The sequence below is a fragment of the Njordella calcicola genome, assembly GCF_056494125.1.
This window is the reverse complement of record NZ_CM151396.1, coordinates 1,726,359-1,745,296: the sequence shown is the minus strand read 5'-3', so window position 1 is coordinate 1,745,296 and position 18,938 is coordinate 1,726,359. Positions and strand designations below refer to the sequence as shown.

Sequence of the window (18,938 nt, the reverse complement as noted above, 5' to 3'; positions counted from 1 at the left end):
TGTTCGGGATAAAGTGAAGTGAGTAACGCTTAAGATGCAGTCGGTGTACCGTATAACGCTTGCATGGAAATGCCCGTCACGCCTATGAAGTTGCAAAACATATGCGCCGTCAAACTTGGCCATATCCGGTTGGTTCGTTGATAAAGCCAACCAAGAACACAACCAAAAAACACAAGTGGAATCCAGCTTACGCCATAATCAAAATGAGCTAAGCCAAACAAAATTCCACTCAGATAAATCGGCCACTTCTTCAGTTCCCGCGATTCAATGACTACTTGCCCAGGTAGCGAATGCGACGGAAGCTGTTGCGACAAACCTTGCTCCATTACGGAATACGGATTCGTGATTGCAGCATCGTAATCGAAACTGCTGGCAGTGTCATCTGCCGGTCCTTCAGAAGTTGAATTGATTTCGCCAGATCCGTTTCCGCTGCGCTGCATCTCAGACGTGCTTAATCGCCCACGCCCCATGAAGGCTACTAGCGGCTTAGGTTGCGATGACCTCTCAGCTAGCGACTGAAAAAAGCCCTGCAGCAATACGCGAAAACCAAATTCTTCAACAACAGGAGCAACTATGACTGCGACCCAGACCGCACTCCAGATGTTGCTAGGATCGCGGTTGATTGCCTCCATCAAAGGATGACTATACTGCACTTTGGTCAGGGCCGTAGAAATGGCCATCAATGCCCACAAGATCGGTGCACATAAGACAAAGACCGCTGCTCCAAGCAACACGTCGTAAACCAGACTGCGAACCGACCAGCCTGAATATTGAGATGCCGATCCAAACCAAGCTAGCAACCAACCCGATGCCAAAAGTACGCCCAATAAAGCGAAGAACTGTCCCAAGGCCATGATGAACAACGACCGAGTATCCGCAGCACCTGCTGAAATAATACCTAACTTGCGCATCAACACGCCAGCGATCAATTGCGTTAACAGCCAAGCGACCGTCACTACGACAAGATCAAGGGCCCCCCAAGGCTGCACCTCATGTGACTCCCTGCGCAGAGGCAGCGGATATCCGTTCAACTTTGCAATCAACAAGGCAATCCATCCAGAAATGGAAACGCCTAAGATCGCCAACACAAAAAGCCCAAAAAATATAACCGGTAACGCCACCGTTGTGCCGGGCATCATTTCCGTCTTGGAATCGATAGTCGATAGAAAGTTAATGAGTTCGTTCATGCCCCCAGTGTAACGCAAGCCCTCCGTGATGCGAATGCGCTTATTTCAACGACCACTGGGTATACCGACGGCCGTATCCGAACTGACGACTCCAATGCACATTCGAAGTTCCACCAAACCAGCCATAGGCATAGGGCTGCGCGACTTTCGCTTCCACTGGCAAATGATCGAATGCGGACATTGCATTTTTCTGATCGATAACGCGTGGCCCAGCGATCACTTTGTATGGTTGGACGCCATGACTGGACTGATGGTGAAAGGCCGCGAGATCAGGATCATGGCTGGAAGAGGGTAACTGCCCAACCGGCCAAGTTGGCACGGGTTGCTGAGAAAAGCTATAGTTCGAGCCAATTGCCACAGCAAAAACAAATACCACACCCAGCGCTGGGGTTCGTACGGAGCTGTATTTCATATCGCGTCTGGCCCAATTTCTACTTGCGGATTCCTACATGGAGCGAGATTTACTCGGACTGCTGTTTCGCACGGCCCAGCGTCATCGCTCGCTTTTGTTTTGATCGGCAGCGATCGCTCAACACATCGCAGAATCCCCGAAAGCAGTTGCAGAATGTCAGCGGCTCGTTTCACTGGCTGCCCCATTCGGCAATTCTCAAGCGAATTAGACCCATGTAGCTGGCCAATCTCGCGCTCGGCATGCGAGTCCTGCGGCTGCCGTCGCAGAAAAGATTGCTGGCTAGACTGTGTGGAATTCTTCATCAATTCTGAAAATGTCTAACGAGCTTGACACGGCCAACCGATATCAATTATTGGTTACGGTCGGACTCACAGAAGAACACGTTCGAAACGCCAAGGTGAAACCAGCTACCTTTGTCAAACGATTAAAGGAAGCATTCGCCAGACGAACCCAACGTACCAGATCATCATCAAGAACATCGCCGCCAGTATTTCTTTTGGACAGTCCACTGTTTTGTACATAGGATGTTCACGACTTGGCACATCAGTTGTGTCGAGGTCGCTTCGCTTACTAGACGAAATGCAGATGATCGCGACGCGGTGCCCTCTCCCTCCGCCAGCACGGAACGCTTGGCTATTAACCCTACGACCATTGGCCTGACCAATTGCCGCATTTGATATTCAAGTAGCTACGTCGCCTTAACTGGTTTCCCAGGCGTTGGACCCCGACCAACGCTACGAGTGTCGAGCCAATCGATCTTCGAAGGGAAACGATGAGGGACTAAGATGTTGCATTGGGCTTGCTTACCGCTCTTGATGGTTACTATTGGCAATCTTGACATCAATACGACGGTTCAGGAGACCGTTGATTTGATTGAGTTGAATCACTTTCACGATGAACAAGGTCGTCCGGTATACGATCAGGTTATCTTTTACCAGTGGTCGGCCAGCCAAGGGAAATACCACGTGCGAGCGTGGTGCTTGGTAGAGCCCAAAGAGGTTCTTTCACGCAGACCTGTCCACACCTACCACGACAACCGCTACCACGTGCGTTGGCTGGATACGGACCAAAATATCCACCGCCATCTTTCGAGCCCACTCTACCGCGAGACGTGGACGCAAACCGATCCCGAGCGGGCCAACAAAAAGATCCTGGACGAGCGCAATCGAACGGCGTTATACAAACGAGCGGAGAAGGGGACTTCCACGGCCGCCAAACAAGCAGCCGCCCAGGCCAGCAGCGACGCGGAAGTCGCTTTGCGTTGACTCTAGCTCACGGCAGGGTTGGCATTTCAATCGAATGTCCAACAAGCCCAAACCCAATTCAAATGACCGGGTGCAGTCCCTTGCTCAATGCAAAACTGCACCCGGTCAATCGGACACCGCGCACACCGGACGGCACGTCCCGCTCCTGTGCACAGGGGCCGGTTGTACGAATTGCGTTACAGGGCATAAAAAAACGCCAGCGACTTGTTACCAAATCGCCGGCGTTTCGTATGGGGCTGACAGGAATCGAACCTGCACGTCCTATGGACACAAGATCCTAAATCTAGCGCGTCTGCCAGTTCCGCCACAGCCCCTTGTAATCACTTTGTATTAAAGCTTTGGCTCTAGCCTGCTGCTGGGACAACCCAGACCTTCAGGTCTGTTTGGATGTCCGTATGCAAATGCACCTTGACGGTGTACAGACCAAGCTCTTTCAGTGGTCCAGGCAAGCGGACCTGCGTTTCATTGACTTGCGTAAAGCCAGCTTGATGAAGAGCGGCGGCGATCTCTGGAGCGCCAACGCTACCGTACAAGTGACCTTCGTCATTCGCATTGGCTTCGACGTTGATCGACTGCTTGGTGATCTCCTCAGCCAGCGCACGCAGACCAGCCAATTTCTCTAGCGCGAGCGCATTGAGCTTAGCTTTGTGCTTCTCGATCATACGTTTGTGGTGATCGGTTGCAACGATTGCCAAGCCTTCGGGCAGCAGGTAATTGTTAGCGAAGCCAGGTTTGACTTGAACAACATCACCACTGCGACCAAGATGCTCGACGCTTTGAATGAGCATCAATTCAATTCCGTTGTTAGCACCGCGGGGCAAACGTTGGAATTGTCGAATTCGTTTTTTCTGAGTAACGGGCATGAGGAAAATCCTAAACTAAATCAAATCCTAAAATGGAATGTTTTCGTCGTGATAAACGTCGGGGGCATGCTCCTCGACGGTCGTCACATGGTTGGAATCTAAATTGGAGTTGCCGGATTCAGTGCTCCGCGACTGCGAGCGAGGCCCACCTTCACCCTTAGGTCCGATGAACTGCAAGCGATCACAAACCACCGACAGCTTGGAAAACTTTTGACCTTCTTTCTCCCACGTTTCGTAGCGTAACTTACCTTCTACGAAAATTGGAGAACCTTTGGCAAGGTATTCCGAAGCAATTTCTGCGGTTCGACCGAACATGGTGACATCGACATAGCAAGGGTCATCGACCCATTCGCCAGTCTGATTCTTCCGTCGATCATTCACGGCCAATCCGACCTTGGTGACAGCAAGACCACCTGGTGTGTATCGCAATTCGATATCACGAGTGATATTGCCCATTAAAATTACTCGGTTGTAGCTGGCCATAATGCTTACTCCCCAGTGACTTAAAGTTTACTCAACAACGTCTTCTTCGTCTTCGTCTAACTCGTCGTCATCGGCCACGCCGACCACAACAGGCTTCTTGTCATCGCGATCGGTGTGAGGTACGACGCCTTGAGCGTGTGCCACCAACGCATCGATCAAGCGAGCATCAATGCGGGTAAACAACCAACGCATCAACGATTCATTCAATTGGTAGACGCGATTCAGCTCAGTAAGCTTCGTCGTTTCCAATTTGAAGTAGATCAGCCAATAGGTACCTTTATGGTGCCCATTGATTGGGTATGCCAATTTTTGCTCAGCCCACAAACGACTGACCAAGATCTCGCCGCCCAATTCGGTGATTGCATCCTGAATGGCAGCAGCAGCACTATTGGGATCGCGAGCGTAACGATTTGAATCGAAAAGGTAAAAACCTTCGTAAATTCCGACAGCCAACTGACAACTCCTGTAACAAATTGATAGTGATTAAGACTCGCGATTGTAAAGATTCATTGCCGCATCCAACCCTTGCGACATCCAGCAAAAGACCGCATCGACGGCTTTTACACATGCCAAATCCACCAGAGGTTGATCTTTTGAATCGAACCTTCCAAGGACGTAATCGGTAGTTTGCCAATTCGCCGGTGTGGCACCAATGCCGACACGCAAACGCGGAAACTCCTGACTACCCAAGTGCTTGATTGTGTCTTGTAAACCTTTTTGGCCGCCACTAGACCCGCTGCGCCGCAACCTGAGCTTGCCAACTGGCAAGGACAAATCATCGCAGATAACTAACGTCTGATCTAGAGCTACCTTAAAAAACCTTGTGGCGGCGGCTATGGACCGACCGCTTTCATTCATAAACGTTTCGGGCCACAGCAAGATCAGACTTTTCTGGTCAATCTGAACCTTGACGTAACGCCCATCAAATTTTCGCTGTGGAATCGATCCTGGAAATCGCCCCAACAACACATCTAAAACATCGAAACCAATATTATGGCGAGTTCTCTCGTACTTCCGACCTGGATTCCCAAGGCCCGCAACTAAAAAACAACTACGATCGCCAGCATCTGCGGACAGTTCCATAGGGCAAAACCTGTCGCCGAAATACTAGCTAGCAGTTTCCGCCTTTTCCTTACGAATCAATTCTGGCTCGCCCGCTCCGCCTTCAGCACCATCGGCACCGCCAGCAGCGACCGAAATCTGAACAATCACCACATTACCGGCCGTCACCGCCGACATGCCATCGACCAGCTTCAAATCGCTAACATGAATTGCTTGCCCGCGTTGCAAGTGGCCAACATCCACGGTGATGTATTCTGGAATCGACGCCGCAGGGCACTCAATTGTCAGCTCATGCGTGATAAACCGCAACTGGGCATCAGCCGACACCCCAGGAGCTTCACCGTGCAAATGAATCGGTAAGGCAACTTGAACTTTTTCCGTCTGGGAAACACGAGCAAAATCGACGTGAACGACCGAGGAACCAAACGTATCCCACTGAACGTCACGCAGCAAAGCCGTTTCGTTTACGGCACCCGTTAGCGAGACCATGCGCGAGCCATGACGAACTAGACCGGAAACCGCCTCTTTCTTGACAGCTAAGCAGACATTTTCTTCGCCGTGCCCATAAAGAATTGCTGGAACTAGCCCCTCAGCTCGTAGCTTCCGCACTGCGAGGGAACCGACTGCGTCACGTTTTTCTACCTGAATTGTTTCGATCATATTATCACACTTAATTGCCACATTCCGGTGCAGCCGAAGTCAAAATCGATCCTCGAATAATTACTCTTCACTTACACTCTTCAACACTATGGCACTGTTTTCGCCCCATAGGTGACCGCAAGGAACGGCGAAGTATGACGAAACCGCTATTTCTATCAAGGCCAAATCTGCCCAACTACGCTTCATTTCGTGAATCAATGGCTGGAAAAATCACTCGATCACTCAATTTTGATCCCTCTGTCGCCGCGAGTCGAACGGCGCTCATCCCGCTGGCCTGCCGCGCTTGGGCTGAGCAAAGTCGAGAATGGGCGGACTTTCGTGACCCAGTCGCCGCGACTTTTGCCAATATAATACACCTCGACCTACATCGCTTTGGCGGTGACCGCACCACACGAACGGCCGTCATCCTGCGTTCCCAATGGTTTCAGAGGCAAACGCTAGATTCAGTGATGGCCGCTTCCGCACAAAATCGCCCAATGGTGGTCTTGAATCTCGGCAGCGGATTTGACTCTGCCGCCCAGCGCTTTTGGGGCACCTGGCAGCAATCAGTTCAAAAACCACCTCCAATTGCAGCGTGGATTGACGCTGACCTACCTGCAGTGAACTCCTTGAAATCGGCGGCCGAGGTTTTCACGCTAGCCCCAGACGCTTTCCCGCTGCATTTGCAGGATATTGACTTGAATAGTCCCGCACCGGCTTTACAGAATGTCAAGACTTTTGCGACGCCCGACACGCAACTGCAAGTCAATATTGAGGGTGTGCTCATGTACCTTACCCCGGCTCATGTGCAGAACTTGTACATTTCGCTCGGCCAACTGGCTGAATTCTTTGCAAGTACTACCATCGCTTTCGATTGGTGCTCGCCTTTGCTCACCCGCTTTAGTCGCTTTCATCCCGCGTTTCTCAAATCGAAGCTCACTGGTATCCATTTCCAGTGGTCCGTTGGCCGCACCCAAGACCTTAACGATCTAGCACCAGCACTCACGATTGTTCGCTCGGACGATCCGGTTTATCCCGTTTGCACAGCGACTACGAGACTTCTACAACGGCTCCATTCCCTATTCGCTTCCAACGACAGCGCTGGAATTTACGGCTGCACCGTCCTGAGCAACCGCTAGTTAAGCTAAAATGCTCACTAAATCGGTTCCCACCTTGGAGATTATGATGTCCAGAATTCACTTACTGCTGCTTGTTTGCGCGTCACTACCTTTTGCTACAGCTACTAAGGCAGCCGCTCAAGAGCGTCGCTCGATCCTGGCAGCGGACTCTTCCAAAGATCGAATCGCTATCATCAATGAAGATGGATCAACCGCTTGGGAGCACAAGATCGGCCCTCTGCACGACTTGCACCAACTAGACAATGGTCATCTCTTGTTTCAAACAAACTGGACTCACATCGTCGAACTCGATCCGCAAGATAATCGCGTCGTCTGGGAATATGATGCCAAGAGCTCAAAGAAGGATCGCGTCGAGATCCATGCTTTCCAAAGATTGGCAAGCGGCCACACGATGGTTGCTGAAAGTGGTCGCGGCCGGATTATCGAGCTTACGCCATCGGGTGAGATATTCCACGAGTTGAAACTGCAAGTGAGCAAGCCCGACCCACATCGCGACACGCGGCTAGTGCGTAAACTGCCCTCCGGAAACTATCTAGCGTGCCAAGAGGCCGAAGGTCTGGTCCGCGAGTATCAAGCGGATGGCACCATCGCTTGGGAATATCACGTCCCTCTTTTCGGACGCATGCCAGCCGGCGGACATGGCGTCGAAGCTTTCGGCAACCAGTGCTTTGCCGCCCTGCGTTTGGACAACGGCAATACGCTGATCAGTACTGGGAACGGCCACTCCATCATTGAAGTGACCCGTGATAAAGAGATCGTTTGGGAACTTGACAGCAACGATCTTCCCAACATCCAGCTCGCTTGGGTGACGACTTTACAAGTTCTCCCTAGCGGCCATATTGTCTTTGGCAATTGCCACGCAGGACCGAACAACCCACAAGTTATTGAAGTCAATCGCAACAAAGAAGTCATCTGGACCTTCCATGACTTCGAACGCTTCGGTGATTCTCTGACCAACACGCAGGTACTGAGCGTCAATGGCAAGTCGCTCTAGTCGTGGCGCTATGACTGACGCCGTTGACTACCGATTCTGGCGCGAAATGCATTGACGTCGCGGATATTGACTACTCCATTCAGGTCAAAATCAAATTCCGACCTGCTCAGCCCGATAGATCGCCTGAATTCGTTAATGTCTAAGATGTTGACTATGCCATTACCATCGTAGTCGCCAAACAAGCGAAAGAACCGATCGGCAGCTTGCTCTCCAACGACATAATCGCCCCCAGCATCACCATCGAGATTGCCGTCCAGCGCTAAACCACTTGCATGGATGTGATCTGCCAGCAGCCTCAAGCGATAATCACCGTCGGGCAACGAACCGCCAATAATACTGCTTCCGGAAAACGTAAGCAACACACGCGTCTGAGAACCGTGCGTGGCATCAAAAGCGTTCACTAAAATCTCTTGACTGGGAATCGATGTAAAACTACCGCTACTCCAGCGTTCTAACACAAACGCCTGTGATGAATATTCGACTTGCGAATCAAACGTAACCTGGATTGAATTGACCATGGACCGCTGAGCAGAGTCATCTCCGAAGCGTATGCTCTGGACTGTCGGTGGAACTCTTCCATCATCCACATTGATTACCGTGAGACTGGGAAGTGATTTCCCTGCATAATTTCCGTCTTCACTGATCGATGCACCAAAGTGCAATTGCAATGTTTGATCGCCATCGCGACGGTTATCATCGATACCAAAAATCGTGAGGACCTGCGGATTGTCCCATGTGCTGGGACTAAAATGTATGATCGAGGAACTGAGGGACACTTCGCCCAGTTGGCTTAAAGTTATTGGAATGAAGACATCCGCAGCAGGTGGAGTTGCCAGCACTACGGAGACGGACGATGTCAGTCCCGATTCACTTACGACTAAGCTGGAAACTGCCTCCACGCGTATACTCGGTTCGGTAAAGTACACACGCAATTGTGGACGTTCTCGCAGTATGGCAGATTCCGACGATTGTATGCCCCAGCCATCCGTACCGTTTAGCCAAGGGATCACCGCCCAGCCTTGATTATCCCATTCGTTACGTACCCACGCTTGGACGTCTGCAGTCACGTCAAAGTCATTCCATCCGCCACCAACCTTCTTCGATAATTCCGCGTTTCCGGCTAGGGCAGTCGGTGTCGCGGCTAGTTCAAAAGCCGCATTGCCTATCCCACCAGCCATCGAATCCCAAGTCGCGGAATCAGTCCAAGAACGACGAGCAGCAAAGATCATCCCGCCATGGCCAGGCGCATTGCTCGTATTGCTTGCCAGCGTTAGTGTCGCAGCATGGATAATTGAGCCTGCAGGAACTTGATGTAAGCCGTCGCCAAAGATCTCTTCGAATTTGACGAGGACCTGGGCTTGATCATTCAAACGGTTGGAAGAATTCGCTGGATCGGGACTGTTATAGTCGCTAAATAAAGTCGCTGTTGTTGCATGTGATGTAGACGGACTGTCCTGACGCAGTTGGGTGTCGCGTGTATTGGAGTACCCGTTTTCACCATTGCGAAACGATTGGGACAAAACAGTGGACGGAATCCAGTCTACTTCTAAACGAGGTCGCATTTCTACTTGGTTGAACTCAGCCGACGCAAACGCCCAACCGTTCGTGAAACCATCCCAGCCTTTGAAAAGCCAACCATGATTCGCAATGCCATCCGACCAAGCTTGCAGATCGCTGGTAACCCCAATAGATGTAACACCGAGGTCTGGATCTCCATTGCCGAACAAGGTGCCCACTTGAGCATTGTAAATCTGCTCCGCTTCCACACCGTCGGCCTGCACGCCCCCGATGTTATTCCAACGGCCGCGGGTGCCGAAACTATTCCATGTAGCCGTATCTGCCCATTCAGACTTCATTCGATGAATGCTCGCCCCATCGCCAGCATCTGTCGTGCTTAAGATCAGCCTCGCAGAAACGATTGTTGATCCTAAAGGAATCTGTGCGAATGAGTCCCCAAACAGCGAATCAAATCGTAGCAATGCTTGCGTGTTGGCTCCTGCCGAATCAAAATCGACGAACAATGATCCATCTCTGGCCCCCGAGCCAAAGTTCTGATTAGGTGCAGCTTGAGAGATCTGCACATCTACGGTGGACTGATACGTTCCACTTCCAGTATTCAACCCGTTCTGATACACATGTCGACGGACCTGCGATTGTAGAACGGTTATACTTGCTGTTGTCGCCCCCCCTTGTGAATCATTGACTATAAATTCGACCGTACGACTTTCAGGCAGTAACCGTGCGTCTTGTGTTTGAAACGTGATCGCTTGCAAGAGTCGACTCACGATTAACAAAGTCGCATTCTGCGATAGATCGATAGTGATCTCCATACCACTATTTGCGTCCGATATTACTCCAAAGGGCGCACCGTCGTAGAGCAATTGATTTCCGGTAACGTTGAGCCCTAGCGTTTGGGAACCCATCGCTAGTACCACTAATCGATCGCTTGGGTGAGCTGGGTCAGCCAGTCGCACTAAGATTCTACCGCCATCCAAATGGCTTGAGTCAATATCGGTCAAAATCATATTAGGGTCCAATGCGATCGCATCTCCCTGGGCAGCGTAGTATGCAATCGACCGACTAATCTTTAATTCCGGTGGATCATCGGTAGGTATGAGGCGAATAGTGCTCAGCCGGGTGTTACTGGTGACGCCAAGGTCGCTGGTGAAGCGAAGCTCAAGGGACTTAGTCGATGAACTAGGAACATCGGATTGGTTTTGGTAACGAATGTTCTGAATAAGCGACGTTATCAAATCATGACTCACGCTTGAGTTCAACTGAATACCGAAAGGCACGTGCCCGCGCCCACCTCCGGCAACCCCGATGACTTCCTCGCCAAGATAAATGGCATTACCTTGCTGGCGCAGCAGCTTTCCATCAAACTCCGTCTCTGCCAAAAACAAGCGATCGTCTCGATCAGCATGTGCATTAATATTGACTTCGATTCGGCCACCACTGTTCTGATTCGCTTGCAGTTGAACTTGAGCGAACGGACCGATGGCTGGGCCATCTTCAATGAACTCGAATTCACCGGACGCGCCGATCAGTGTGGGACGATCGTTTGAAACCGCCGGTGGTAGCCAGTGAACTACTAATTGCGGACGTCGATAAAGCGACGCGGCTTCCGATGGACTAAAACTCCAGCCATCAGTGCCGTTGTCCCACGGCAAGAAAGCCCAACCGAAGTTTGCTTCTCCATTGGCCCATGCTTGAAGATCGGTCGTGACATCGATTGCAAACGAGGCTTGCGTCGGCACAACCATCAATTGGCTTGACCCAACACTTGCAAAGTATTCACTGCTAGCTTCAATGCCATTAGCGATTACTCCAGCAACCAACGTGTTCCAAGTGTCGCTCTCAGTCCAGTTTCGCTGCATGCGATGCAGCGAACCGCCGTTGCCCGGATTGACGGAATCAAGCAACAGCGATGCACTTACGATCTGACTGCCCAGCGGAATCTGGGCTGAACCAACACCAATGATACTTTCAAAAGCGAGTAAAGAGTGGCTGGCATTGGCTTGCCCTGGTGAGGCCGCATCGACCAGCAACGTTGTCGATAAACTGCCATAGCTGGTGGTTGGGTTGGATTGCCGTAACTGCGTGTCTTTGGTTGAACCATAAATCACGCCGTCCACCACACGCCCATCTTGATAGCTGAATGTATGAAGTGCCTCGAGCCGAGGCAAACCAAACCTCCCAACAAAGTCCACTGGAATCGAGAATGCGCTGTCGCTGTCTAACTCGTAGGCGTCTAAAACTGGAGAATAAGTTGAAAAATCGATGCGGCCTTCGTCAGTATTAAATTGCAATAGACGCATCCATCCATCGCCGCCATTGGCTCGCCCTTGATAGTCCGCGACCATCTCAATTACATCTTCACCAGCGACATTCTTGGAAACTTGATGAAACTCGCCAAGAAAATGACCGTTCATGACAAGCATGATTTGCGGATTCTGAAATACAAACTTGTGAAAGACATCTTCACCTGCGTTGCCTGGGTTGGGGGTCCCAGAGGAGTTGCCGGTAATACTTGCCTGTCGCCGCTGGTTGGTCGGATGCAGATACGAATGGGTTGTCAGGATGGTTGGCAATCCGGAAAACCGATCAATCATGGATTGAGCCCACGCGAGATCTGAATCCAGCGGTTCGTACTGGACAGTCAAATGAAGAAATTGGTACCCGCCGGCTTCAAAAATTTGAGCATGCGCGCCAGTGCGATTGGAATCTTCAATATACCAACTTCTTCCTTGATAACGTCCGGCACCAAAGAACTCGTTATATCGACTTGAGCCACTCAGTTTATCGGATACGACACGATAGTCATGATTGCCTAGTGCAGCAGAGTAGGGGACTAAGCCATCAGGGTTTGATGTCAGATTGCCATCGAGCAGATCCATGGCAGCGTCAGCGCGTTGCCACTGCAAGAGATTTCGAGTCGTACCCGACTCACCGCTTTGCACGATATCACCCAAGTGTGACACAAATGCGATGTTCTCTTGAATGCGATTGTTTACGATCCATTGCGTCTGTGCATTAAAGTTCTGCGGAAACGACTGCGCGTAGAATTGCGTGTCAGGCAGAACTGCGATCGTGAAAGGATCCGCTGCAAAATACTCGCGGGCTTCTAGTTTCTCGATCGATAGTTTCTTTCGCTGCATGCGACAAGTTGTTCTGAATTGAAAGGTGTATTGAAAAACGAAAAGACCGAGAGCACTTTGCATGAAAGTGCCCTCGGCTTTCCGAGAAGAGAAAAGTTGCCGCTAGATGCTAAGCTTGTTGTGAGTTGGCAACTTTATTTTTTTGACGACGACGTAAGTAAGCGCCAACGCCAGCCACAGAAGCAAGAGCCACCATTGAGCTTGGCTCTGGTACTGCCGTTACGCTTGCACCGACAAACGTGACAGTGTTCGTAACCTCGCTGAAATCGCTCGCGAAGAACGCATCCGCTCCAGGATCGAAGATCCCAGGGAGAATGTCGATGTCAGATGAATCGCCAATCGGATTGTTCGCGGTGAAAACCAAGCTTGCAACACGAACTGGTCCAAAAGGAGCGAACGTCCCGAGGGGTGCGAAGGTTGCACCATCAATATTGATTACAAGACCAGCGCTTCCTGGAGGATTCACCGGGTTCTGAAAATCAAGATTTCCAAATTGGAACTCTTGGCGAGAAACGAATGTCAGTTCGCTTGCATCGTACTGAATACCAAAGTTGTAAACCGCGACGTCACTAGAGCCCGTCAATTCCATGAATACGTCAGCAGTAATTGCATCACCGTTATTGGCAACTATCGTTGACGAACCTGGGGCCACTTGGACACTTACAATGATGGCTGCATCAGCTTGCTGCATAGACAACATGCTCGAAATTGCAGCAAAAACTCCAAAAACAATCTTTTTCATAAAACGCACCTTAAAATAGAAAACTGGTTAATTAAAAGTTTCTTGATTGTCCCACACGGGCTCGGAAAGCATTCAAGTCAATAGCATTAACGCCCTGAACTGAATTGAAGTCAAAAACAGGATTGGTTGTCCCCACAGCGCCTCGGAAGGCATTGATGTCAATGGCGTTGACTGTGCCAGTTCCGTTAAAATCTCCGAACAAGCGGAAGAAGTTGTCCGTGGAATCATTCCCACGAACAAAGTTGCCGCCAGCAGATCCGTTGTTGTCGCCGTCAAGATCGAGACCGTTAGACCTAACGCGATCAGCAAGGATGGTGAGTCGATAGTTGCCGTCAGCCAGCGACCCTCCGATTACCGTCGAACCTGAGAACGTCAGCAAGAACTGCGACTGCGTTGGCGTACCGATATCCGTGAAGCTAATCGCTAACTCGGACGCAGGAATCGGTTGGAACACCCCACCGACTCGACGCTCAAGTACAAATGCACCGGTATCCGCCGTCACCACATCACTGAAGTCCACGCGAATCGACTTAACCATGGAACGTTGGATGGTTCCATCGCCAAAAGTCACACCGGTGACCGTGGCTGGGGTCGCCGATGTGCTGTCGTCATCGTTATTCACGACATCGATCGCACCGATGACCAGCCCGTTGTAGACAGAATCGTTACTAACGGCCGCAGAGAACAAAATCTGATAAGCGACGTTGCCATCCACGACTGCGTCATCGACGCCCGAGATGGTGACGATCTGAGGCACATCCCAGTTCTCTGGCGTGAAGACTAAAGTACTAATCGATACAGTGCCTTCCGTAGTGTCACTGGAGCTAACGCCAATGGTCACAACGTCCGCAGGAGGTGTATCTAGTACGACCGAGAACTGCGCTGTACCACCAGCTTCTGTCGTTTCCAGTCCAGGAGCAGCATCTACAGTCACACCGGGCAACGTATAGAACACTCGCAGTTGCGGACGGAATGCGACGTCGGTGGCTTCTGAAGTCTGAATACCCCATCCGTCTGCGAAACTCGTATTGGTCTCCACAATGTTTGGATAAGGAATAATGGCCCATCCAAAATTGCCTGCAGTGCCAGTCACCCACGCCTGAACGTCACTCGTTACATCAAAGGAATTGAAGCCCGCTTCCTGCTTGCGCCGAGCTGCTAGATCGTTGCTACCGGCTAAAGCAGTCGCTGCTGTTCGTGCTTCTACATCGTCAGCTTGAACTCCGTCACCGAAACTATTCCAAGTGGCCGTTTCAGCATCCCAGTCATTCAACAAGCGATGGAAACTTCCACCATCCCCTTGTGCGTTGCTTGCCGTACTTGCTAAATCCAAGTAAGCCGCATGGATCAGGGCTCCAGCCGGAATCTGACTTCCGAAACCTCCTACGATGGACTCGAATTTGAGAAGCACTTGAGAGTTATTGCTAGACCCAATATCGTTGGTATCAACGAAGATGTTCGCGGCTGTCGGGCTACCGCCATCTGGATTAGCCTCCAAGATGGCAGTATCGCGAGTTCCTTCGTAATCATTGACTCCGTTTCTAAAGCTAGAAGCTGCAACACCGGCAGGAATCCAGTCAATCTCTAACCTTGGTCTAGCCGCAGGATTAGCCGCTTCAGAAGAACTGAAACCCCATCCGTCGGTCCTGCTAAACCAACCTTGAATCATCCAGCCAAAGTTAGCTTCACCATTGGCCCAGGCTTGAATGTCTTGAGTAACTCCGACAATTGTGGGGCCGACGCGAGTATCGCTGTTGCCAGCGGCCACGCCAATCTGGGAATCGAATGCAGCTCGCGCCTCAACGTCGTCAGCTTGAACACCTGGCAAAAAGTTTCGTGGCGATGCTCCGCTACCGAAACTATTCCACGTGTCGTTGCTGGCGTCAAAAGGAGTTAGCAAGCGATGAAAGGTTCCTCCATCACCAGGATTCAAAGTATCGAGCACGAGCCGAGCCGATGCGATTTGAGCGCCAGCCGGGATTTGTCCCGGCCCATTTCCAAAGAGATCTGCGAACTGAAGCAAAACTTGAGAATTTGCCGTACCGTTGTCGTAGTCGACCAACAGCCCCTCTAAAATTGGCGAGTTGCCAGCAGGCAGCGGAGTATTAGGCTGGTTCTCAGCCAATTGAACATCCGCGGCGCCTGCATACAGAACGCCTTGCCCGCTGTCGACGCCTTCTTGGAAGGCAAATCGTCGAGCCAAAGATTGCCTAAGCAAAATCGAAGCTCCCGCCGCTCCGCCATCCCCGTCGGTCAGATCGTAACTGACCACTCGGTCCGCAGGCTGCACACGCGAGTCAGACGTATCGAACGAGACTGCCCTTAGTACCGCCTCAACAGCCGGATCGTCTGCCGAACTGTTGAAGGTCACTACTAGCGGCGAGCCAGCGGTTCCACCAATGAAGGATCCTACAGCGACGCCTTCAAAACTAATAACGTTACCAGCTACGCTCAGTTGCCCCGGGCCAACTCCGTAGCTTCGAATGAATAACTGATCCGAACTATGTACGCCACCGGCAATACTGACCGTCAGTGTCCCATTATTAAAGTCTGGCGAATCCACATCCACCATGCTGACAAGACCGTCTAATGTCACTGGTCCGCCGCCAACACTGTAGTAGGCAAGCGATTTGGTCATCGACAATACGGGCGCATCATTCACAGGGATGACACTCACTTCGACCACCTGTGGCGATGTCTGACCGCCGTCACCATCGTTGACCACGAATGCGACGTCGCGTGTCAGACTAGTTGGAGCCTCGGAGCTGTTTGAGAACTGAACGCTTTGTACCAACGCTTGCACTGCAGGCACGGTTGCATTGAGGTTCAGAAGCACCACCAAAGGAGCTCCAGCAACTCCACCCGACCAGCTTCCAATGCTCACGCCTTCATACTGTACTACAGAACCAGACACGGAGATCTGACCACTACCAACTCCTTGCGACTCGATCGACAGGATGTCTTCCAAAGAACCGTTGCTCGCAATGGCCACAGATACAAATCCGTTCGAGAAATCGCTAGAATCGACGTCACTTAAAACAGCGCCCATCGAAATCGAGACCGGCATTCCATTTTCCGTGAATGCAAACGGCCCCATCGGCAACGTGAGTTCAGGCGCAACGTTTGTATTGGGCTCGACATTAATCGTCACCACAACGCTATTGCTGAACAACGCAAGATCGGTCGCTTCATAAACGAAACTATCCGTGCCGAGCGTGCCGTTACTTACATAGACAAACGAACCATCAGCATTAAAGGTTAACGATCCAAGCACTGGCCCAGACACCAAACGCGCCGACAGAATGGAGTTGATGCCATCTGGATCGGAATCATTCGACAAAACACCTGCTCCAGCCGAAACAACCAGACTCTCGCCGGGCTCAACCGAATAAACATCAGCAACTGCAATAGGCGCTGTGTTACTTCCAGGAACGTTAGCCGACGCTGGAGTCAACTCACCACCTTCCGGAAAATTCGCACTTCTAGCTGCGGCATATGTCACCGATGAGTTTGGAGCTGCCATTACACCGTAGTACCAGGCAGAAGCTTCCAATGGCCGGTTGTCGTTTAGAAAGCGAGTTGCGGCACCAGGACGCGCCGTTCCACTCAATGCCAAAAGTGGACCATACACTAAATCCCCAGCTCCACCGTCAGTAAATCCGATCGAATCCAACAGGACTGCTCCTGCTGGCAAATCGATATTGCCGTCGCGATCTGGATCGAGGTTACTTCCCTGAACAATCGGCGTTAGCGGACTGTAGACGAGTGCAAAACTATTGGTACCGTTTTCCAGAGTTTGTGATGTTCCAGAGTTAAACGCCTCCGTAGCGAACAAACTGGTCGCTGGATCGAATCGAGCCGAGTGACCAACGGCATCCGCTACGATGGCAATTAAACCGTTGCTTCCAAACGAAACATTGCTCAGATTAAAGACCAAATCAGCCAGCCCTTGCACACCTGCATCGCCTTCGATCGATACAAAATAGATGTCGCTTGCTTGAGCTCCAGGAATCCCCTTAATCTCGACGTATTCAAAAGGTTGATCTCCACCGCTCGGATCGACACTGATTTCGTTCAAGATCGCAGCCGCAAGGACGCGGCGGTTTTCCAAGCTTTCGATCTTTAAAGTACGATCACTATCCTTCCTTGAAACACCGCTTTGATTCCGCCGTCGTTTGCCCATCAACGACAAGCTATGGAAACCTAGCTTCCTCAATAAATTCATACTATCCCCCAAACGTTAGTACCTTTAAGCAACAAACCGAACAGTCTGTTCCTGCTGGTTGCACCAGTAATGAGGGAGCATTAAAGTCTCCGCAGGTTAACTATTGATGAAGAGCAAGCTTAGATGTGATAAAGATTTGAATCTGGGCGTATGGCTACCCGCAGCGGCCGCTGATCAATTGCATACTTGATAGCTTGGTTTATCTCACTGAGCATATATGTCTTGTTAACCATGCCCAACAGATGATAAACACTTGCAGAGGTCGAAACGAACTTGACCGCATCCATTAGGTTTTGTGGTGTGTAGTTGTGAACACCAAAAATAGAAAGGCATTTTCGAGTTATCTTTTGCGGATCGACGGCAATAGAATTAGTCGGTGCAACGGCGCCCAATAAAGCGATCGATGCCCCGTCGCAACCGCTGTGCAGCGCCATCTGAACTGCCTCTGAAGCTCCAGTCACTTCGATAACAGAGTCATATCTTTCGGTATCGCAGGCACTCGCGGCAAGCTCATCGACAAGCGTCGAAAACTCAATCGTCCGTACACCGGAAATTCTGGCAGCAGCTTCACGACGCTGGCTATCTGGATCTACAACAGTAATCGATGCTGCTTTCTGCGACACTGCAACCATGGCCGCAGTTAGGCCAAGCATCCCCGCTCCTAAGACTAGGACTCGCTTCTTTTCAACGGCCCGAAGTCGTTGGTACGCGGCCATAACCGTCGCTGTCGAACAACTGACAGGACTAACAACCTCCAATGGGACCTGAGTATCTAGTTTAACCATGGCAGTTCTCTGTCGCAGCAAGATGTATTCCGCGAACCCACCGCTCAGAGCGTATCGACCTTCGGCAATCGAATGCCCATACTTTTGAAGCCCTTCACATTTTTGCGGAAGATCGTTGCCGCAATTCTTACATTGCCCACAGGAGACGCAGTTTGACCATGTAATCCGATCACCACGCGATAGCTCATGCCCTTGAAAATCCTTGATACCTGAAGAGCCCAACGCGACAATCGCGCCAACCGCCTCATGCCCCAAAATCGTCGGCGTTGGCTCGATGCGTCGGCCAAGAATCGTATGCAAATCGCTGCCGCACAGCGTACAGCATTCGACCCGCACAAGCACCTCACCTTCCCGCGGCTCCGGCAATTGAAATCGCTGGAGTTGCAAGGGCTTCCCAGCGCCTAAGAACACAGCGGCTTCGCAGGTCTTGGAAATTGCATTAAGCCCTTGATGCATGAATGGAATTGTTAGCCAGCGCTAGGTC

The 18,938-nt window shown here is 51.1% G+C and carries 15 protein-coding genes and 1 tRNA gene; 3 read left to right on the top strand and 13 right to left on the bottom strand.

Features of this window, described 5'->3' with window-relative positions; genetic code table 11:
- Positions 1-29: 29 nt before the first annotated feature.
- From SH302x_RS06640 to SH302x_RS06630, 3 genes are read right to left on the bottom strand one after another with little or no spacing between them, the layout of a single operon-like run.
- Positions 30-1,187: a CPBP family intramembrane glutamic endopeptidase gene (locus tag SH302x_RS06640; protein ID WP_479367947.1), complete on the bottom strand. Its 1,158-nt coding sequence runs from the start codon at positions 1,185-1,187 to the stop codon at positions 30-32.
- 40 nt (positions 1,188-1,227) lie between these two features.
- Positions 1,228-1,599, bottom strand: a complete 372-nt coding sequence (locus SH302x_RS06635) for a hypothetical protein (RefSeq protein WP_479367946.1) — start codon at positions 1,597-1,599, stop codon at positions 1,228-1,230.
- Positions 1,596-1,901 carry a hypothetical protein gene (locus SH302x_RS06630; RefSeq protein WP_479367945.1) on the bottom strand — a complete coding sequence of 102 codons (306 nt, stop codon included), beginning with the start codon at positions 1,899-1,901 and terminating at the stop codon, positions 1,596-1,598. Before SH302x_RS06630 ends, SH302x_RS06635 begins: the two co-directional genes overlap by 4 nt.
- A 483-nt stretch (positions 1,902-2,384) precedes the next feature.
- Here SH302x_RS06630 and SH302x_RS06625 point away from each other — a divergent pair, with 483 nt between their 5' ends.
- Positions 2,385-2,864, top strand: a complete 480-nt coding sequence (locus tag SH302x_RS06625) for a hypothetical protein (protein ID WP_479367944.1) — start codon at positions 2,385-2,387, stop codon at positions 2,862-2,864.
- A 231-nt stretch (positions 2,865-3,095) separates the two neighbouring features.
- Here SH302x_RS06625 and SH302x_RS06620 read toward each other — a convergent pair.
- The 6 genes from SH302x_RS06620 to SH302x_RS06595 all read right to left on the bottom strand — a co-directional run bounded on the left by SH302x_RS06620 (position 3,096) and on the right by SH302x_RS06595 (position 5,932).
- Positions 3,096-3,178: transfer RNA gene (locus tag SH302x_RS06620), tRNA-Leu, on the bottom strand.
- Between the two features lie 30 nt (positions 3,179-3,208).
- Positions 3,209-3,727, bottom strand: coding sequence for a 50S ribosomal protein L9 (gene rplI, locus SH302x_RS06615; RefSeq protein WP_479367943.1), 519 nt, complete (start codon positions 3,725-3,727; stop codon positions 3,209-3,211).
- Between the two features lie 27 nt (positions 3,728-3,754).
- On the bottom strand, positions 3,755-4,210 hold the full coding sequence (ssb, locus tag SH302x_RS06610) for a single-stranded DNA-binding protein (RefSeq protein ID WP_479367942.1): 456 nt from the start codon (positions 4,208-4,210) through the stop codon (positions 3,755-3,757).
- A gap of 27 nt (positions 4,211-4,237) precedes the next feature.
- Positions 4,238-4,663, bottom strand: coding sequence for a 30S ribosomal protein S6 (gene rpsF, locus SH302x_RS06605; protein ID WP_479367941.1), 426 nt, complete (start codon positions 4,661-4,663; stop codon positions 4,238-4,240).
- 30 nt (positions 4,664-4,693) lie between these two features.
- Positions 4,694-5,293 carry an aminoacyl-tRNA hydrolase gene (gene pth, locus SH302x_RS06600; protein WP_479367940.1) on the bottom strand — a complete coding sequence of 200 codons (600 nt, stop codon included), beginning with the start codon at positions 5,291-5,293 and terminating at the stop codon, positions 4,694-4,696.
- A gap of 24 nt (positions 5,294-5,317) precedes the next feature.
- The gene (locus SH302x_RS06595; protein ID WP_479367939.1) at positions 5,318-5,932 is read right to left on the bottom strand and encodes a 50S ribosomal protein L25; all 615 of its coding nucleotides are present in this window, start codon (positions 5,930-5,932) and stop codon (positions 5,318-5,320) included.
- 134 nt (positions 5,933-6,066) lie between these two features.
- On the opposite strand from SH302x_RS06595, the gene SH302x_RS06590 reads away from it, so the two are divergent.
- Both SH302x_RS06590 and SH302x_RS06585 read left to right on the top strand, forming a co-directional pair.
- Positions 6,067-7,050, top strand: coding sequence for a class I SAM-dependent methyltransferase (locus SH302x_RS06590; protein ID WP_479367938.1), 984 nt, complete (start codon positions 6,067-6,069; stop codon positions 7,048-7,050).
- A 10-nt stretch (positions 7,051-7,060) separates the two neighbouring features.
- Positions 7,061-8,044: an outer membrane protein assembly factor BamB family protein gene (locus SH302x_RS06585; protein ID WP_479367937.1), complete on the top strand. Its 984-nt coding sequence runs from the start codon at positions 7,061-7,063 to the stop codon at positions 8,042-8,044.
- A gap of 8 nt (positions 8,045-8,052) precedes the next feature.
- On the opposite strand, the gene SH302x_RS06580 is transcribed toward SH302x_RS06585, so the two are convergent.
- From SH302x_RS06580 to SH302x_RS06565, 4 genes are all read right to left on the bottom strand, one after another.
- Positions 8,053-12,702 (bottom strand): DNRLRE domain-containing protein, encoded by a 4,650-nt coding sequence (locus tag SH302x_RS06580; RefSeq protein ID WP_479367936.1) that lies wholly within the window; start codon positions 12,700-12,702, stop codon positions 8,053-8,055.
- 109 nt (positions 12,703-12,811) lie between these two features.
- On the bottom strand, positions 12,812-13,444 hold the full coding sequence (locus tag SH302x_RS06575; protein WP_479367935.1) for a PEP-CTERM sorting domain-containing protein: 633 nt from the start codon (positions 13,442-13,444) through the stop codon (positions 12,812-12,814).
- Positions 13,445-13,475: 31 nt separating this feature from the next.
- Positions 13,476-17,669: a DNRLRE domain-containing protein gene (locus tag SH302x_RS06570; protein WP_479367934.1), complete on the bottom strand. Its 4,194-nt coding sequence runs from the start codon at positions 17,667-17,669 to the stop codon at positions 13,476-13,478.
- Positions 17,670-17,788: 119 nt separating this feature from the next.
- Positions 17,789-18,910 (bottom strand): zinc-binding dehydrogenase, encoded by a 1,122-nt coding sequence (locus SH302x_RS06565; RefSeq protein ID WP_479367933.1) that lies wholly within the window; start codon positions 18,908-18,910, stop codon positions 17,789-17,791.
- Between the last annotated feature and the right edge of the window lie 28 nt (positions 18,911-18,938).

Excerpts from the sequence above, each read along its gene's own strand:
- SH302x_RS06570 (WP_479367934.1), bottom strand. The coding sequence starts at position 17,669 with ATGAATTTATTGAGGAAGCTAGGTTTCCATAGCTTGTCGTTGATGGGC.
- SH302x_RS06595 (WP_479367939.1), bottom strand. The coding sequence starts at position 5,932 with ATGATCGAAACAATTCAGGTAGAAAAACGTGACGCAGTCGGTTCCCTC.
- SH302x_RS06575 (WP_479367935.1), bottom strand. The coding sequence starts at position 13,444 with ATGAAAAAGATTGTTTTTGGAGTTTTTGCTGCAATTTCGAGCATGTTG.
- SH302x_RS06625 (WP_479367944.1), top strand. The coding sequence starts at position 2,385 with ATGTTGCATTGGGCTTGCTTACCGCTCTTGATGGTTACTATTGGCAAT.
- SH302x_RS06640 (WP_479367947.1), bottom strand. The coding sequence starts at position 1,187 with ATGAACGAACTCATTAACTTTCTATCGACTATCGATTCCAAGACGGAA.
- pth (WP_479367940.1), bottom strand. The coding sequence starts at position 5,293 with ATGGAACTGTCCGCAGATGCTGGCGATCGTAGTTGTTTTTTAGTTGCG.
- SH302x_RS06585 (WP_479367937.1), top strand. The coding sequence starts at position 7,061 with ATGCTCACTAAATCGGTTCCCACCTTGGAGATTATGATGTCCAGAATT.
- SH302x_RS06580 (WP_479367936.1), bottom strand. The coding sequence starts at position 12,702 with ATGCAGCGAAAGAAACTATCGATCGAGAAACTAGAAGCCCGCGAGTAT.
- SH302x_RS06635 (WP_479367946.1), bottom strand. The coding sequence starts at position 1,599 with ATGAAATACAGCTCCGTACGAACCCCAGCGCTGGGTGTGGTATTTGTT.
- rplI (WP_479367943.1), bottom strand. The coding sequence starts at position 3,727 with ATGCCCGTTACTCAGAAAAAACGAATTCGACAATTCCAACGTTTGCCC.
- SH302x_RS06630 (WP_479367945.1), bottom strand. The coding sequence starts at position 1,901 with ATGAAGAATTCCACACAGTCTAGCCAGCAATCTTTTCTGCGACGGCAG.
- SH302x_RS06565 (WP_479367933.1), bottom strand. The coding sequence starts at position 18,910 with ATGCATCAAGGGCTTAATGCAATTTCCAAGACCTGCGAAGCCGCTGTG.
- ssb (WP_479367942.1), bottom strand. The coding sequence starts at position 4,210 with ATGGCCAGCTACAACCGAGTAATTTTAATGGGCAATATCACTCGTGAT.
- SH302x_RS06590 (WP_479367938.1), top strand. The coding sequence starts at position 6,067 with ATGACGAAACCGCTATTTCTATCAAGGCCAAATCTGCCCAACTACGCT.